Origin of the sequence: Lentilactobacillus sp., from assembly GCF_040773105.1 — a bacterium.
GTDB lineage: Bacteria > Bacillota > Bacilli > Lactobacillales > Lactobacillaceae > Lentilactobacillus > Lentilactobacillus parabuchneri.
In genome coordinates, this window is sequence record NZ_JAXGWW010000014.1 from 1 (window position 1) to 19,026 (window position 19,026).

Annotated in this window: 7 protein-coding genes; 5 read left to right on the plus strand and 2 right to left on the minus strand. The window is 44.3% G+C overall.

All coding sequences use genetic code 11. The features are described from left to right. Nucleotides 1–1,155 (minus strand): MFS transporter (locus AB3112_RS01550; protein ID WP_367333864.1); only part of this gene is annotated, 1,155 nt, incomplete at its 3' end. Nucleotides 1,156–1,370: 215 nt separating this feature from the next. Here AB3112_RS01550 and AB3112_RS01555 point away from each other — a divergent pair. The 4 genes from AB3112_RS01555 (at nt 1,371) to AB3112_RS01570 (ending at nt 7,505) form a co-directional block, all read left to right on the plus strand. Then, complete coding sequence (locus AB3112_RS01555; RefSeq protein WP_084973806.1) at nt 1,371–2,606, plus strand: PTS transporter subunit EIIC; 1,236 nt, start codon at nt 1,371–1,373, stop codon at nt 2,604–2,606. A 141-nt stretch (nt 2,607–2,747) separates the two neighbouring features. Beyond that, complete coding sequence (locus tag AB3112_RS01560; protein WP_367333860.1) at nt 2,748–5,132, plus strand: glycoside hydrolase family 3 C-terminal domain-containing protein; 2,385 nt, start codon at nt 2,748–2,750, stop codon at nt 5,130–5,132. 23 nt (nt 5,133–5,155) lie between these two features. Next, nucleotides 5,156–6,340, plus strand: a complete 1,185-nt coding sequence (locus tag AB3112_RS01565; RefSeq protein WP_367333861.1) for an MFS transporter — start codon at nt 5,156–5,158, stop codon at nt 6,338–6,340. 160 nt (nt 6,341–6,500) lie between these two features. Continuing rightward, nucleotides 6,501–7,505 (plus strand): helveticin J family class III bacteriocin, encoded by a 1,005-nt coding sequence (locus tag AB3112_RS01570; protein WP_367333862.1) that lies wholly within the window; start codon nt 6,501–6,503, stop codon nt 7,503–7,505. A 158-nt stretch (nt 7,506–7,663) separates the two neighbouring features. Here AB3112_RS01570 and AB3112_RS01575 read toward each other — a convergent pair whose 3' ends face one another. Next, nucleotides 7,664–8,368 (minus strand): hypothetical protein, encoded by a 705-nt coding sequence (locus AB3112_RS01575; RefSeq protein ID WP_084973813.1) that lies wholly within the window; start codon nt 8,366–8,368, stop codon nt 7,664–7,666. Between the two features lie 644 nt (nt 8,369–9,012). Here AB3112_RS01575 and AB3112_RS01580 point away from each other — a divergent pair. Next, nucleotides 9,013–19,026 (plus strand): hypothetical protein (locus AB3112_RS01580; RefSeq protein ID WP_367333863.1); only part of this gene is annotated, 10,014 nt, incomplete at its 3' end.

Consider the following 19,026-nt stretch of genomic DNA (forward strand, 5'->3'; position numbering starts at 1 on the left):
AACGGCATGGTTGAGTAAGAATAAGAATCCTAAGGAGATGATGGCGTAAACCACCGAGCCAATACTAATCCTGTCCAACCCAACAATGCTTACCAGGCTCGATGCTGTCGCAGAGCCCAGTGAGATTCCGAAATTAAAGAAGATTGAACTTAAAGATGAGGCAAATACCAATGATTGGGGATATTCAGTCTCGGCAAGGTTAAGGAAATGAATTTGGATGGGTGAATTGATGATGGTGACAATCAACGTCAAGATTAGCATGATTAAGAGGCCGGCAATTTTGCTATGGAGGGCAAACGGAAAGACGGCGAGTAAGGCAATATCGGCGACGTAAAAGAGGGGTGCTTTTTGAAGACTATCGGGCTTTTCGGCCATCACGCCTGACAAACGGTTACTAATAATGCTCATAATCCCGATTATAAATAACAGCCAGTTCAGGCTTTGAGTACTGAAGCCCATCGATGTGGTTAGCAGCGGGCGGATATACGTGTAATAGCCGTACATGGTCGCAGCGGTGAATAGTACCAAAAAGACGCCGTGATAGATTCGCGGATCCAAGAGAATCTTCAATTGGTTTTTAATGGTACTTTTGGTTTGTCTGACCTGCTTTGGCAGTATCTTTGCCAAGAGGATAAAAGTCAAAACTGTAATAACCGAAATGCCCCAAAATGTATACCGCCAACCGTAGCTTGTACTGACAGCGACGCCAATTGGGACGCCAAAGACGGACGCAATACTAAAGCCGGCAAAGATCCAAGACACCAGTGATGCACGTTTATCACGAGGGGCAATGGTACTGGCAAACGTCATAATAAGTGAAATGATCGAACCTGCAGTCGTTGCGGTGATAATCCGTGAGACCATCATTGTTAAGTAACCAATCGACATGGCACTTAGGGTATTGCCAATTAAAAAGACAATCATCAGTATCAGCAGCGTTTTGTAACGACTGTATCGGCTGGTTAAAACGGTCACAAACGGTGTACTGATGGCGTAAACCATGGCGAAGATGGTCACCAGATACCCCATGGTTGAAATGGGTGTCTGAAATTGCTTTGATAGGTCGGGTAAAATTCCGACAACGATAAATTCGTTACACCCCAACATAAATGCAACAAGAACAAACACGAGCGATTGAATTTTAAACTTGGTCACTTTAACGTCCCTCCAGAAGACAAATTGTTTCATGTGAAACTTCCTCTCAAATCATATCATATCAGCCCGATAGAAATGGACAAACTTCGGATAAAAGATAAAAATAAATGAAAACTGGATAAAGACCATGAAAGTGGCCATGAAAGCGCTCATCACAAACGTTTACTCATGGAAAATGACCATTTATACTTGCATCCTTCCTGAAAATCCGTAGAATGGTTCGAAGTGACTATTTTGAGGAGGATACGCTTTTGTTTTTAACAGCTTTAAAAAAGACCCAAAAGGGATTGGTTGGTTTCATTAATTTATTGGCCGACATCTTTGTTCCAATTATTCCGGCAATTGTTGCGGCAGGGCTATTGATGGCCCTACACAATGTTTTAACTGCCCCACATTTATTCATGAGTGCGTCTTTGGTCGCGGCGTATCCTCAATTCAAGGGGTTCGCGGCATTTATTAACGTCTTGGCAAACGCACCCTTTACATTTTTACCAGTGCTGATTGGATTTTCAGCAACCAAGCGTTTCGGTGGGAATCCATATCTGGGAGCTGCCATGGGGATGATGATGGTTTCGCCGGCTCTGGTCAGTGGATACGATGTTAGCACGGCTGTGGCCAGCCACTCACTTGGTTATTGGCATATCTTGGGGCTACCGGTGGCGCAGGCCGGGTACCAGGGATCGGTCATTCCGATGCTTGCGGTTGCTTGGCTGCTGTCGGTGATTGAAAAGCAGTGCCACAAAAGGCTGCCTGAAGCACTTGATTATACATTTGCCCCATTAATAACGATTTTATTAACCGCCGTTTTAACGTTTATGATTGTTGGCCCTGTGATGCGCGATGTCAGCGACGGCTTAACCAACGGGTTGCTGTGGCTATACCAAACTTCGGGGGCATTTGGAACCGGTGTGCTTGGATTGTTCTATGCGCCACTGGTTATTACCGGCTTACACCAAAGCTTTCCGGCAATTGAGACGCAATTGATTGCCAACGTCAAACAAACTGGCGGTAGTTTTATTTTTCCGATTGCGTCGGTATCAAATATTGCGCAAGGGGCGGCTTCCTTGGCCGTCTTATTCCTAACTAGTGATAAACAGCAACGTGGCCTGGCTTCGTCTGCCAGCATGTCAGCCTTACTTGGAGTGACCGAACCGGCGATGTTTGGGATTAACTTGAAACTTAAATTTCCATTCTTTGCTTCGATGATTGGCTCGGCGACTGCTTCGGTATATCTGGGGATGACCCACGTTTTGGCAGTTTCGCTAGGCTCCAACAGCGTGCTTGGCTTTATCAGCATTGCAACGCACGCGATCCCGGCATTTTTAATTAGCTGTGTGATTGCATTTGTGGTCAGCTTTACCATCACTTACCTTTATGGCCGCCGTCAGGAAGTTTCTGAAATGCTGCGTCAGGATGAAAAAGTGTCCCAAGACGCTGTTGCGGTTAACTAACAAAATTAATTAATATGAAAAACGCCCAGTCAGCTAATTGGCTGGGCGTTTTTTCGTCAATTAGGGGGGAGTTGACGGTAAGATAAAGCTAATTTCAGATGAGGGATCATCATCCGGTTAATTGTTGGAAGGAGGATTTTTATGCAAACGATACAGGACAAGTTAACGGAACTGACGCCTGAAGAGTTAATTTCATTAACGTCGGGGGCCGACTTTTGGAAATCGGTGGCAATCCCAGAAAAACAAATTCCCAGTTTTCGAATGAGTGATGGGCCTAATGGACTACGGTATCAAGCTAGCGCAGGAGATGCTTTAGGCATAAATGAAAGCGCTATCAGTACGTGTTTTCCCACTGCAAGTGCGGTCGCTTGCACCTGGGACCCTGATTTGGTATCGGAAATGGGTCAGGCAATTGGGTTGGAAGCCCGCAGTCTGAACGTCGACATGGTTTTAGGTCCAGGTATTAACATTAAGCGAAATCCGCTGTGTGGTCGAAATTTTGAATATTTCAGTGAAGATCCCTATTTGGCCGGTATGATTGGCGCGGCTTGGATTAAAGGCCTGCAGTCAAAAGGAGCAGCAGCCTGCTTGAAACATTTTGCTGGAAATAACCAGGAAAACGATCGCCTCTTGTCTGATTCCTTAATTGACCCGACGGCACTTCATGAGATGTACTTGGAAGCATTTCGAATCGCGGTTCAAACTGCCCAGCCTGAAGGAATAATGTGTTCCTACAATAAAATTAACGGCACTTATAGTAGTGACAATGACTATTTGTTAACGGAAATGCTGCGCAATCAATGGGGCTTTAAAGGTGCAGTCATTACCGACTGGGGTGCGCTAAACAATAAGGTGGCAAGTATCAATGCCGGAACCGACTTAGAGATGCCAACAAGCCGCGGGATGTTTGACCCGGAGGCAGTAAAGGCGTTAAAAGATGGTCATTTGAAGCGATCTGCGGTCAACCGGGCGGCCGGAAATGTGATTCGGATCGCTGAAACGAAGCGACCAGCGTTCAAGGGAGATCGAACAACTTTATTGAAGGATAATGGCGAACTCGCCCAGAGGATTGAGGAAAATGCTGCAGTTCTACTCAAAAACGACGACCAAATTCTACCTATTTCAACTTCCGAAAAAATTTTAGTTGTGGGTCAAATGGCTGTCGACACTAGATACCAAGTGGCTGGATCTTCCCACATTAATCCGCCGAGTCATACGTCGATTTTACAAGGGTTGGACAAGGCCAAAATTGCCTATGATTACCAACAGGGCTACGGATTTTCAAATTCGAATACCGGTGCGTTAACTGAAGCTGCAATTGCCGCGGCTAAGAATGCAAAAACGGTTGTATTTGTAGCCGGCTTGCCTGAAAGTGATGAATCAGAAGGCTTTGACCGACAGAATATGAATTTGCCTGCCAATCAGAATGCATTGATTGAGCGTCTCGCGGCAGTCAATCCCAACTTGATTGTTTTATTGGTGGCAGGAGCCCCAACTGAACTGCCGTGGCTCTCAAAAGTCAAAGGACTGATTAATCTGTATTTGGGCGGTCAGTTCGTGGGGGATGCAGCTGCTCGAATTTTGGCTGGTGCGGTTAATCCGTCCGGTAAGCTGGCAGAAAGCTATCCGATTAGTTATCAAGACGTTGCATCCGCCGACATTTACGATCGCAATCCACGTTCAGTTGGATACGCCGAAAGTGTTTACGTTGGTTATCGATACTATGAAAAGGCTGATCAACCCGTCGCGTTTCCGTTTGGGTATGGGCTAAGCTACACCACCTTTCAGTTGAGTGATCCAAGTTTGAGTGGGACTGAAATTCAAACGGGCCAATCGATTGAGGTGACCGTTACGGTGGCCAACACTGGTGATCGGGATGGCGCCGAAGTTGTTCAAGTCTACGTTGGGAATTCACCAGAGCGGGTGTTGAAACCCTTGAAAGAATTGAAAGGGTTTCAGAAGGTCTTTTTGAAAGCAGGAGAGCGCAAACGGATCACAATTAGCTTGTCTGACCATGCTTTCAGTGAATGGAACGACGCGAGCCAAAGTTGGCAGTTGCCGGCAGCCGAAAAGTTTGTCATTGTGGGTACGAGTTCAGCTCAAACCCTGCCCCCACTATCCGTTAAGGCGAACGGTCAGCCGGTACGCAGTGACGAGAATTTGCCATCGTGGTACGTAAAGCCAACCGGGAAGCCCAATTTGGCGGACTTTTCCAAGATGAGCGGATTGACGGTTCACCCCTTCGTTACCACTCAGCCGGGACAGTATACCCGGTTGAATACGCCGCGGGAATTAGGTGCTCACTCGATGATTGTCCGAAAAATCGCCAACGTTGTTAAGAAGAATATGACTAAAGACATCTCGGATCCAAACAGTCCCGAAGCGAAATTCATGGAAACCATCGTCATGGATACACCGCTTATCCGGTTGGCTCAGCAGTCCGGCGGCAAATTATCCTTAGCATTAGTTGATAAGTTGGTCGCGGTTGCCAATCGCCATTACGTGAAAGCTGCTTTTGGCCGTTAAAAGGTTTGTGAGGGGGAAATATTATGACACAGCAACCTAAAGGGCGGCTTGCGGCTGCTCTGTTGTCGATTTCAATTCTGTTAACCAGTGCCAATGCGGTCGCTGGCACAATTCCATTAATGGCACGTCAATTTCCATCGGTTCCGTTAAGCCAAATTGAAAGCCTGACAACCGTTCCCAGTTTGAGTATTTTGATTTTTGTTGTTTTAAGCAACTGGATTGCCAAAAAGATCGGCAATAAGCTGACCGTTTTAATCGGTGTCTTGATTGTACTGATTGCCGGGCTCATTCCGAGTGTTGCCACTTCGTTTTGGGTCATTCTTGGATCGCGATTTTTATTAGGGGCCGGAGTTGGGTTGTTTAACGCCATGGCATACAGTTTGATTAGTGCCTATTATACGGGCGCAAAGCGACAGACAATGATGGGCTACCAAGGTTCTGTGAACTCATTGGGAAATATCTTGATGTTTTTGATCTCGTCATTTTTAATTGGATTTGGTTGGCGGCAAGTTTACTTGTATTATTTGATTGCAATTCCAATCCTGCTTTTATTTTGGTGGGGTGCGCCAAATGATGAAAAACAAACGATTCAAGAAGATCCCCAAGCGGCGCCGCAACAGCCTACCAGCCTAGGCAGCCTGCTAAAGGGGCGGTTGATGATTTACGCCTTACTTGTGCTGTTTAGCATGATGATTATGCAGACCGTGATTGTTAAGATCTCGGGGCTAATCCTGAACGCCGGGTACGGTAAAATTGCGGACGGAAGCATTGCCCTTGCCATCTTGGGAGTGGCCAACATGATTGGCGGCACTTTGTATGGCCGTTTGTTCAAATTAATTCACCGGTTAATTTTGCCAGTCGGGCTTTTCGTGGCAGCACTGGGATTATTCGCGCTGGCGCATTCCAACTCGTTGATTTTGACGTACACGCTGACCGCGGTGGCTGGATTAAGCACCTCGCTTGTTGGCCCGTATTTATTTGCGGAATCTGCCGAAATTGCCGGTAAGGGAAATGAAACATTGGCATCTTCAGTTCTCATTGTCGGGATTAATATTGGGGTGTTTCTAACGCCATATGCATTGTTGGGGCTCAGCCGACTGATTGGCAACGACCAACCAGCACCGATTTTAGTTGCCGTTAGCATCGTTCTGGCGATTATTGGGGCCTTAACGCTGTTGTTGAAGGAATCAGACGCCACTGAAGAATAATCATAATTACGAGATTCAACAGACCAAATTTAATGTGTCGCAAATAAGCGCCAGTTAAGGACCGATCGAGTCGGCTTTAACTGGCGCTTGTTAGTTAATGGTTGGGTCTGATAAGTAATCCAAAATGATATAATGTGTTATTAAGTAAGGATGATTAGTGATGAATGGATATTATTCGGGTGTTGGAACCAACTTAAAGTTTCGGCTCATACTGAAGGATAAAGTACATGCGATTCAGACCTTCTATGTGGGAGCTGATTATATTTATACTCTACAGCGGCGGCGCAATCAGTCTGACGGTGAATTACGGGATCTCGCGTTCAGTCGGTTAAAAATTAAAAAGGATCGTCATGGCCATCCGACCGGGAAGGCAAAGCAGCATGAGCCGTCAATGATCTTGGTGGGATTTGGTCATTCACAAATATTACAGTACTTTACCCATGGGCCGAACCAGCAGCCTTATTTTTGGGTTGCCACCCGCGGAGCGCAAACCAACGCGACCAATCAAGACCTCGATATTCAAGATTTAACCTACTGGCCGACCCAATTAGCCAGGGTCCAATACGTGTCGGGGAAGACGCTGAATTATACTGAAGCCACTCGCTTAATTGGCCTTAAATACGCTAATCAAGCGGGAAAATCAATTGGCAATATCTTACGGGTTGAAGGCGCTTTGTCCAGTGATCAATCTAAGCTGTTAGTTATTACCGTCAATACCGACAAGCCGCGGAAAGCCAGCTTTATGGCGTACGATAATGAACGGTTGAATATGGCATTAGATAAAGTGGCGGGCACTTCCAAACCATATTTGACATGTAATTCGGCCGAAATAAAGGATACCAGTGTTGGCGGGTTTATGAGTCCTCGAGTTTACAGGCTCTCTTATTTCGGCTCAATTCAAGGTGTTGAGTTGGCCGACAACGATGACGTCTATTTTCTGGGCAGCAGCGCAGATAATGATGGCCTGATGTTAAGCAAAATGAATTGGGACAGTAATACGGCAACCCATCAAATCCTCGATAATCCGGACTGGGTATCCGGCAAAACTGAGGGCGAAGGGATTCAATTATTGGGAGATGATGTGCTGATCGGGATTGCCAGTTATCATCGGTGGACGGTGGCGAACCGAATTTATTCGTTTCCCCAAGCTGCATTTAAATCGTGAAGTGGGCGACAGAGGATCTGTTATTTGGCGTACGATTCAGTGGGTCGATGGCCGAACTTCACGGACCGTTTTAAATGTTTCATGTGAAACATCGCGTCAAAACAATACCAGGCAATGAGTTAGCCACTCATTGCCTGGTATTTTTCGGTTGATTAATCCTACTTTACGTCGTAATTAAACCCTTTAATCAACTGCTTCACGTTTTTCTTAACGGCTGAATTAACCTTGGCTTTAATCTTTTTTTGAACGGTTTTGCTTTTAGCGGGGTTAACGACATTCTTACCCTTAGCTCGCTGTTGTCTGTATTGTTTTTTGGCGGATTTTTCCAATTGGGCCGTGTACTGCTTGGTTAAGCTTGGCTTGCTGTACTTGTTTGCATAAGTCGTTGCGGGAGATTTACTGGTCTTAGTAAAGACATATGCCTTTCCAGTTGCGCTGGGTACACGAGCACCATTGTGATAGGCCAAGTGAATTTGGTAAGTGGCATCGCTTAATTTAACGATCGGGAAGTAGAATTTTTGGTTGAGTAATTTCCCTTTGTTACTGACAAATTTGTACTGTGAGGTGAAAGTCTTTCGATCCTTGCTAATCGTGTTTAAAACAGGCATCCCGATCTGGAGTTGTGGTTGTTTGAAATCGCCGAAAATCAGAACGGTCTGAACGCCCTTGTTGGTCTTGAGATACTTCCAATAAAACGCAAACTGAGCTTTGTCGCTTTTGAAGTAGCCTTTAGGACCACTAATTTCATTTTTAGCAAACGTATCGGCTGCGTGGGTAGGTGTTGTGCCGATGATAGTCATGGTCAATAGGAGGGATGCCACCCCCAAAGTTGTGCCAATCAATTTTTTATCTAACTGTTTCATATTTAATTTCCCCTTCAACGATAAATGATTAACTTCCTATTATAAGTGTAAACTAATTTGCTAACCTCGGGAAGCATACGCAGGCAAGTCATTGAACTTTGCACACTTTCAGTCAAAGTGTGTATTTCAGCGCCTGAATTACGGTGTTACGCTAAATGTAGTTATAAAAGGATGAACTATTTATATATATTTCATCGTGATATAGCTGATTTACCTTTACCAAATTAAGCACGATTGGACGTGGCAGTTCAATTGGTAACGGCTTGGCAGCCGGGCTTAATAGTCGTAAAGGATGACCGTTATCGCTGAACCGTTGAAATTTCCTGAACGGTTGGCACCGTTTCAGCTAATGCACGTTGCGTCTATGTGGGCGGCACCACATCGGACGTGTAGCACTGCGTCTAGGTGGGTGGCACCACATGGACTGCACCAAAGGGGATCTATTGTGGGCGGCACCTCAATGGATAAGCACCGTTTGATCTACGATGGTTGGCAGCCACGATAGATCGTCAAGGTGATCAATTTGCAGATTTCAAAGTTCAACAGTCAAAGTTACACAAAGGGGGAATGATCGTTAAGTATTGATTTTTAGATACAAAATTGTCACACAGGTTTTAGAGGAAAGGATGTGAAACATATCCGCCATGAAAAAGAACAGCAAACGTGGCTTACGTTTGGTCGCTGGGATTTCAACAGTGATCTTGATGTCACCGCTGTTTGCGAATTCTTCAGTTCAGGTAATGTTAGGCAATGAGTTAAACGCCCACGCTGATGTCAACGCGAAGAAACCTGATGGAGATAAGTCAGTCCATAAAGCATTTACGCCAAAACGTAAAAGCCAGCAGGCAATTACTTCTTCCATCAAGTATTCTCATAAGGTACCAGTGTTGAAGGTGGCCTTAAAGCCTACCAGCGCCAACTACTTTAAGAAGGGTGATCAGATTCACTTTAAATTTAGTAGCAAGAACGTTAACTTGAAGAATTTAAGAGCCAGTTATCAAAAATCGTTGCCGTTTTCCTATAAAAAGGTGAGCGACCACGAATTGGTTCTGACTTTCAAAAAGTCATTAAATTCCGGGTTGTACGGACAAGCTTATGCGATCCCAACCAAGAACAAGAAAATGACAACCGAAGTCAAAGGAACATTTGATAACCACAAGCTGGTAATTGACAATGATCAAATTCATTCGTTTAAAATAGCCGCTCGTGCTCATAAGGCCAGTTCCTCGAATGCAACGACTCAGCAGAACACTGCCAGTCAGCAAAATACCAATAATACTGCGACACAACAAGCAACAACAGGTCAAAGCAATACTGGTACCACTAACACGCAGCAAGCTGCAACGAGTCCAACAACAAACAATAACAATGCAACGACAAATCAGCAAAGCAGTATTAAGAGCCAGGAAGCTCAAAGAAGTGACAGTACTGCGACGACAAGTCAGCAAAGTTATGCGAACCGGTCAGCAAACAACACGAATAATCAAAGTTACGTAAGTACACAAGGCAAAGCTGTTGCGAAATCGTCTACCGGAGGGACCACTTCAACTGAAGTCAATCAGCCGCAAGCAAGTAAAGTTGTTCAATCAGCTTCAACTACTCAAGCAGCCACTCCTTCACAGTCGACGACAACTGATTCAACGAGTTCGTCTGAACAAGCACAAACCGCTCAATCAACTTCTACAAGTTCCAATCAGACAACTCAAGCGTCAGCCGCAACAACGACTTCTTCTGCAGATACGCAAGCTGCTGCCAATGAAAATTCAACTGTTACTACCAACAGTGATGGGTCGATTTCTCAATCACAGCAGCAAAATGTGAATGCTTCAGATGCATATAATACCGTTTTATCACGAACCAAGATTCAACAAGGTTCAACGACAAAGGGGTATGTTTCAACCCCAGTTCCTGCTGCAAGTGATCCGCAAGCAACGTATAACAAATACGCCAATGAGCAGAGCACTTCCACGACAACTACCGGGCAATCATCTGAAACAGCAACGACTAGTGGTGCAACTTCAACCACGACATCGTCAAATAATCAAAGCAGTCAGGCATCGACCACTCCAACAACTGCACAGGCTAATTCCACTGGAACAGTCAGTTCAGCTGCAGAGAGTCAATCAACCGCGACTGCGACAGATCAAAATGCAACAACTTCTTCAGCGACTGATAATGCAAACTCCTCAGAACAAACTTCTGAAGGCGAAGCAATTTTCAACGCAGTGAAGAAGAACGTTTCAAATCAAACATCCACTTGGGCCACTGTCAACGAACAAGGTGAAATTATCAAATCCTATCCATGGATTCTCAAAGATATCGCCTCAAAGATGGCAGCTGATCAAGATACAAAAGGTCAAGTTTGGAAGTACGCAGTTCCTTTGACTTCCGGTAAGACGGCGTTGGTTACAATCGACGGCCGTTCAAGTACCGCAAAAGCTGATGAGAAAACACTGCTTGCTTCCATGCCAGCGTTGTTGAAGTCCTTAGGGAATTCATCGAAGACCGGGATGTTTGACGAAGCAGTTGATGTGGATATTTTAAAGCAGTCACAATACTATAAGGATCTTCAAACTGAGCAGAATAATCTCCAAAATGCTTCAGCCAAGGATGCTTATAATGCCGTTGTTGGGTCAACAACCTTTACCAACGACAATGGCACTTTAGATACCTCGAAGTACACAACCGCACCGACGCCAACTGCAAGTGATCCAAAAGCAACGTATGCGAAACTTGCAGCTGAACAGTCGAACGGAAATGATACCCAGTCATCAACCGCAAACACTGAAGATTCAGATGGAACCGCAATTTTTGATAATATCAAATCTCAAGTTGCCAGCCAGACTGGTTCATGGGCAGACGCCACTGAACAAGGCGAAATCGTCAAGGATTATCCTTGGATTTTAAATGATATCGCTAAGAAAATGGCAGTTGCCGGTGCAAACGACAGTCAGGTTTGGAACTACAAGATTCCTTTGACAACAGGTAAGACTGCATTGGTTACCATCAATGGACAACCGGACACAACTAATCCAAGTTCATTGACTGCTACCATGCCACAATTACTCAAGTCACTTGGATCATCCGCAACACCGGATATGTTCGATGATGCCGTTGATTCAGATATTCTTCAAAATTCCGATTACTACAAAGACCTTCAAGAAACCAGCAAGCAACAAAAAGAAGCGAGTGAAAATACCGCTTCAAGTAACGGCGGATCGTCAATGTTCAGCTTGGCCAACATTTTCAATATTGGTGGCAATCCTGTCACAAACATTGTTAACGTCTTTAATCCATTATCAATCATTCCTGGATTAATTGGTGCGTTTGTTGCTGTTTCAACGATTGGTGCTTTAACCACCATTCCAATTGTTGGTTCGGTCATTTCTTCAGCCGTTTCAGCAGTTTCTAACATTGTTAAAGTTACGAAATCAATTGTCAACGTTGCTTTCAAAGCTGCTCCGTTTATTGCCCCATTAATCATTATTCCAGCACTGATTAACGTTGGGCTGATTATGATTAATGCACCATTGATTATTGGTGGCTTATTGATCGCCAAGCCAGTTATCGATGCGGCCGTCACAATCGGAACTGTTGTTACCATTGGAAGCGTCGTCGGAACGATCGGTACCATCGGGACACTTGGGACACTCGGAACCATTGGCGGGGCAATTGCCATTGGAACAACCATGACCATGATTGGTACCGCAGTTGCAGCTGGTGCAATTGCCGCTGCAGTTCTTCCGGTCATTTTCAAGACAATTAGTAACATTGCGAATGCCGTTGCTGCCATTTCAAATCTTGGAACCTTTATTACTGGTTTCATCATTGGCTCGATCAACGCAATCGCGACAACAATGACTGTTCTTGGTCATTTAGCCCTTGCTGCACCTTTGCTGGGAGTCGTTTCATCAATCATTAATCCGATTAATGCGATTCTTTCAGTTGTTTCAGCATTGGCCTTCTCAGTTCTCACAGGAAACCTTTTGAACCTTGGCACTGGTTTAGCAAACGTGCCGCTTTTGGCTGGATTTGCAATTGGCGCTTCACTTGTCACGTTAATTTTGACAATGTTGGGTCGTCAGTTGTTCAGTTCAGCTACATCAGCAATTAACAAATTTATTCAGGGTGCTAAGAACGTGATTCAAGCACTTGCTTTGGGAGCAATCATCCCAGCGTTCATCATCGCACCAACCCTGATTAAGATTGCCATGGCATTTCTAGCACTCATTCCACTTGCTGGTTGGGCACTTAAGAAATTCTTTGACAATATTAAAGCAGGCCTGAATACCTTGAAACAATTTACCAATGTGATTTTCATTGCTGTTCCATTAACAGCAATTGCTACGACAGTAGCTACAACAGTTACAAAGGCTATTAATAAAACAGGTAGCCTGGTTTCGACAACCCTTGGTCCGCTGTTCGTTCGTTTGGTCGTTGGTGCTTTGACACTGGCTACCTTACCATTAACGATCGCACTTGGCGGCTTGCCATTCGTTGTTATCAACATTGCTAACCGTTTGTTCCGCGACTTGGTTACGGGAACGGCTAAACTCGTTGCTAAAGTAAGTTCTTTAGCTGCAAATGTTGTCACTAATATTGAAAGTCAAATTCAACAAGTTATTAAGACAGTTGTCAGCCCCGTTGTTGGTGGTGCGGCACTTCTTAACGGATTGTTGTTTATAATACCAGCGATTACTGGTATTAAGATTTTGACATCACCAATATTGGCAATATTGAGTTTACCGCTCACTATTCTTACAAATATCTTAGTACCAAGTATCGCAAATCTACTGTTGCCTGCAATCGCTGTGATTGGTACCGGCTTGGCATTGCCAGCTATTACCGGATTGCTGGGCTTACCAATTGCCATGTTGTTGGGAACAGGATTGAATAACATCGTTTCATCGATCATTAACTTCCCATTACTTCTGTTGGGGAACAGTTTGCTCAGCTGGCTGCCGGCATTCTTAGCCGGTTCAGTTGCAACAATCAGTTCGCTGCTGAAAAATGGCTTACCGGTCGTCTTCAATGCGCTCATTTCATTTGGCTTACCACTCATACTTTTACCAATTGGATTAGTCGGTTCCGTTATTTCGGGATTATTATTGCCATTTGGTTTGAAGTGGCTGGCCCTGGCTCCCGTTATCCTGCCTGCAATCTTTGCGGTTGGATTACAACTCAAATGGGTCTTTGATGCGATTAAAGCAGTTTTGGGAACAATTATTTCAACTATCAAGTCTGTCATTAATACGCATCTGTTATTAGTGGGTCTGACGATTATTCCAACTATCCTCAGTTCGATCTTTAATACCTTATTTGGGTTTGGACCACTGAGTGTCGTTGGGGATCTCATCAAGACCATGAATAAGATGTTTGTGAACAACTTTATGTTGCCACAATTCGTCGCATTTATCGTTAAGCTGATTGCAGGTAGCATCACGAACATTGTTAAGTCCATTAGCAATGGATTCTTTAATGTCATCCCGAACTTATTAAAACGCTTATTCCACTTTAAAGGCGTTACTGGCTTACTTGGCCTATTGCTTGGTATTCCAGCGATGATCTTCCAAGGAATTCTCAATAACGTTGTTCCCGATGTCATCGGCACTTTGACCGGGCTTTTAGTCTTAGGCTTCAATCTGCTGGTTTCAACACCATTAATGTTTCTGGGTGGCATCGGTTCTGCCATTGGCCGATTAATTTTGCTGCTGATTTTGAACCCAATCGTTCAAATCGCCAATGATTTAATCAGCTGGTTGCCGGCACTTGCCATTGGAACATTGATGAACATCATCAATTTGGTTAACGGTGTAATCGCCCAGGGGCCTATCGGATTATTCTTATTCGGTGTGCCATTACTATTAAACGCTGGTTTGTTGCTTGCAAATCTGCTTGCAATTCCAACGTTCCTGATCAAATTAGCCGGTAACTTCTTCGGCTTAACGAACTTAATGTCTTTGATCTTCCCATTGATCGCGGCGTTATTATTAGGAGCCGGACTCAAATTGATGTCATTTATCACCACTATCTTGAATGCAATTGCCCTTGTTGGCCAATTGATTTTGAGTGGCTTGACCTTGCCGCTTTGGCTTGGAATTCCGGCCCTCAATCTTGTTCGCAAGTTGGCGCTTTTCTCAACAATTTTGCTGGCATTGCCACACGCATTGTTGAGCTTACTTGGAAAGCTGAATTCAGGATTATTAAAGGCACTCTGGTCTGGCCTGACCTCGTTACCATCAAACTTGTTAAAAGCATTGCTGTCGTTTGGTAAAAACGTCATTTCAACGCTTATCAAGGATACATTATTTGCCCTTGGTGCCGGTTTGTTCGGCTTATTGGTTCTTGGCGGGTTAAGCCTGGCTGGAAATGTCATCAAGACGTTACTTCAATTAGCGAAGTTCTTCTTGGTCACTTTACCGCTGACAATCGGCGGGTTGATCCTATCAACTCTTGGATTGTTGGCACTTAACGGTCTGCTTGGACTAGGCATGATCCTTCTTTCAAACACACTGTTAAATGGTTTGGTTTCAATCATCACTAAAGGCTTGAGTGCACTTCCAGGCTTGGTATCACAATTTGTTACTAATACCGTTAAAGCATTCTCGCTGGTGGCAGTCTTAGCCTTAAATCTATTTGTTGGCTTGTTTAAGATTGGTAACCGCTTAGTGATGGACTTTATCCTCGGATTCTTGAACCTCTTGAATTTTGCGGTTAAAGCCGTAGCTGGATTGCCGACATTACTTGGTGCGCTTGCAACCATCGTCACCGCAATCCTTCCTGTCCCCGGCCACTTGCTGCTTGCAGGTCTCTTATTTGCATTAACAGCTGGTTCATTGCTGGCTAAATTGATTGTATTGCCATTGGATCTTTTGACCAATGCCTTGAACATCGTCAAGATTGCGCAATTGTTATTAACAATTCCAACAATCATTGCCAAGTTCATCGGTGCCATCATTCTTAGCCAACTTGCTGGTAGCGTTGCTAAATTATTGTTAACGCCACTTGTATGGTTGAATCAGGCAATTGCCGGAGCTCTGGGCTTTGGTCTCAAAGCCTTGAATGGCGTTGTTAAGCTCATTTTGCCACTGATTATTGGGGCAATCGGCTTAACTGTATCAATCGCCATCCCAGTTACCTTGCTTGGAATTCGTGTCTTGAGCGGTTTGTTGAAAAACAATCCACTGCTTGCAGTTATCCTGCTTGCATTACCAGGCCTTATTCCAGGATTAAACTTAATTCTTGGCATCGCTTTAATTGTTTCAGTATTTGGTCTTGCCAAGAATGGACTTAAATTGTTACTTTCACCGATCACTGCAGTCTTAAACTTCCTTAAGAACGCTGTTATCAGTTTGTTGGCATTTGGTGCCTTAGCCTTTATCGGCGGACTTGCCAGCTTGTTATTCGGTCTTCCTTTGCTTGGTCTTATCAACCTTGGTGTTAAAGGGTTGTTAAACTTCGCAAAATTACCATTCAAGATCTTTAACGGGTTTGTTGCAAACTTGATTCCAGTCCTTATCGGCGGTGCAATTACTGGATTGATCAGATTATTAACGAATGGTGGGGTGTTCGGTGCCCTCAAGTTATTGGGAATTATCCCAACAATTTTGCTCGGGTTATTGACCGCACTGATTCCGGTTGTCAACGGAATTACCGTCCCACTCGCATTACTTGCTGCTTTGGTTGAATTACCATTAACGCTTGTTGAAGGCCTTGTCAATAACGTCAATTCAGGCTTGATTGGCCTGTTTGCCGGTCAATTTGTAAAGGGAATTCTCAACTTCATCGGCGGTATTATCAACGCAGTTGCACCAATCTTAGGTGGTCTATTGGCGGTTATGCTGCCAACACTTTTGATTGGTTTGACGGCCAACATCGTTTGGATTTGGTTCTTAGGTCCAATTTTCTTGAACCTTGCTGTAGATCCAATGACTGATTTTGTTGGTTTCATCATCATGGTTTACACAATGTTTGTTCAACCGGCTTTGTACATCGTCTTCGGATTAATTACCGTTCCATTGACGTTATTCTTCTTTGTTGGCATGTTTGCAAACTGGTTGAACCCATTGAGATTTATTTTCCAATCCATTTCCGACTTTGGAACTTGGTCTCTGATCTGGCTTGGACTGGGCAGCTTTGTCGCCATTGAGCTTCTTAAGTTGTCACTGGTCGGATTACACCTCATTCCAGGTGTTGGCTTACTTTCATGGCTGGCATTAACTGCAGGTGAAATTGGATTGGTTGCATTGATTGCGCAGTTTGTCATTAACATTATTCCGTCAATTATCGTTGGGGGAATCATTGTTCTAGGCGTTGTTGCAATTGGTGCGATTGTCATCGTACTTCAAGAAGTTCTAAATATCGGAATTAATGTTCCATCGTATTTGAGTTATTGGATTTTACTTCCAATGGCCGCAATTCTCACCGTTGCGGGAATATTAATGTCATTGACATTGATGCTGGCCGCTGATGCGATTGCCGTCATGACTCAATTACCATTCATTGTTGGTAACTTGTCATTTGGTTTGTTGACCGCATTCTTGGCAAATCCAATCGCTGGCATACTTGCAAATGTTGTATTTGGCGTTATCGGTCTTGCATCGATTCCCGCATTCTTCGCAGGTGCATTTATGGTGGCACAGAGTTGGCTTGCAGCAGTCTTCCCATTTGACCTGTTCCTCTACTATGTTGTGATGCAAAACCCAATTTGGGAAATGGCTAACTGGATTGGCTTGTTCCCAATCCTTGGTTGGATCGTTGCCTTAATTGTCGATGTCCTTTGGATGATTGTTGGTACTTGGTTGCCAGGAATCTTAGCGCTTATGAACTACTCAATCTTTGTTTTGACGGCAGTTCCGCTAACCTTCTCAGCGATCATTGGGGTTTCACTGTTGCTCGCGACTGGAATTAACGGCTTGCTCTTACTGCCGGTTCTGCTCATTGGCGCAGCAGTCGTCCTTGGCCTAATTGGGTTGCCAATTGTCATTCGTTACGGCTTACAGATGCTTCCTGATCTGTTGTTCGGCGTTGGTGTCAACATTGTCTTTAATTGGTTCTTAGGTCCATTACTGCTTAAATTAGCAGTTGATCCAATTGCCGACTTTGTTGGATTTATCATCATGCTGTACACCATGTTTACGCAGCCGGTTCTCTTCTATGGATTTAGAATCTTCTTAATTCCTGCAACGATTCTGTTCTTTAACGGAATGTTCATTAATTGGTTGAACCCATTGAAGGACATCTTTAATGGTATTTCTTCCTTTGCTAAATTAGCATTGCCAGTTCTTGCAGTATTGGGGATCTTGGCAATTGATGGCCTTCGCTTATCGGCCGGATTAATTAGTATCATTCCAGGAGTTGGTTTGATTTCTGCATTCACATTAGGGCTTGCAAAATGGGCTTTGATCGGCTTAATTGCTGCGTATGTCATTAACACGATTCCATCAATACTTGCAGGCGCTGCAATCGTCTTTCTAGTCGTTGGCATTGGTGCGATTGTCATCATCCTTCAAGAAGTATTGAATATCGGAATTAACGTGCCATCGTACTTGAGCTACTGGGTATTGTTACCAATGGCAGTTATCTTAACGGTCACTGCGATTTTGATCACATTACCACTGATGCTCAGGGATGACTTCAATATCACCTTGTTGGCATTACCGTTTATCGTTAATAATTTGGGACTTGGATTATTGACTGCCTTTGTTGCAAATCCACTTGCCGCAGCAATTGCTGCATTTAACTTTGGTATTCTCGGAGCTGCTTCAATTCCAGCCTTCCTTGCGGGATCATTTATGATTGCCCAATCTTGGCTTTCATCCGTCTTCCCACTCGAATTATTTGTTTACTACCTGATTATGCAGAACCCGATTTGGGAAATGGCTAACTGGATTGGCTTATTCCCAATCATCGGTTGGATTGTTGCCTTGATCGTTGACGTTATTTGGATGGTCGTGGGTACTTGGGTACCTGGTATGTTTGCCCTTCTGAACTACGCAATCTTTATTTCAACAGCCGTTCCAACCACGTTCTCTGCAATCATTGGCGTTTCACTGATGTTGTCACTGGGGCTTGTTGGTCTACTTGCATTACCGATTAATTTGATTGGTGGCGCAATTCTTCTAGGATTGTTGGCTATTCCAAGCATTATTAAAACGATTGCAGGATTGATCGGCAGCCTGATTTACGGGATTGCAGCTAACATCATCTTCGTTTGGTTCTTAGGACCAATTGCACTTGATTTGGCGGTTAACCCGATTGCCGACTTCATTGGCTACGTTATCGAACTTTACACCATGTTTGAACAACCGCTTCTTTACTGGGTATTCGGCGCCATTAGCATTCCTGTAACGGGATTGTTCTTTGCCGGAATGTTCCTTAATTGGTTAAACCCACTGAGAATCTTGTTCCAAGGCTTAACTTCCTTTGCGAAACTTGCATTGCCGACAATTTTGCTGCTTAGCTTTGCGGCCGTTGTTGGTCTTCAAATTTCGGATCTCTTCATCAGTCTTGTTCCTGGAATGGGATTGTTGGCAAATCTTGGTTTGTTCAATGGGGTTGTTGGATTGATCGGACTTATCACGCAATACGTGATTAACGTCATTCCTTCAATTCTCGCTTTAGGTGCGATTGTCTTCTTGCTTGTTGGAATTGGTGCG

Bases quoted from the DNA above. Each gene is read 5' to 3' on its own strand.
- AB3112_RS01555 (WP_084973806.1), top strand. From the start codon at position 1,371: ATGGTTCGAAGTGACTATTTTGAGGAGGATACGCTTTTGTTTTTAACA.
- AB3112_RS01560 (WP_367333860.1), top strand. From the start codon at position 2,748: ATGCAAACGATACAGGACAAGTTAACGGAACTGACGCCTGAAGAGTTA.
- AB3112_RS01565 (WP_367333861.1), top strand. From the start codon at position 5,156: ATGACACAGCAACCTAAAGGGCGGCTTGCGGCTGCTCTGTTGTCGATT.
- AB3112_RS01570 (WP_367333862.1), top strand. From the start codon at position 6,501: ATGAATGGATATTATTCGGGTGTTGGAACCAACTTAAAGTTTCGGCTC.
- AB3112_RS01575 (WP_084973813.1), bottom strand. From the start codon at position 8,368: ATGAAACAGTTAGATAAAAAATTGATTGGCACAACTTTGGGGGTGGCA.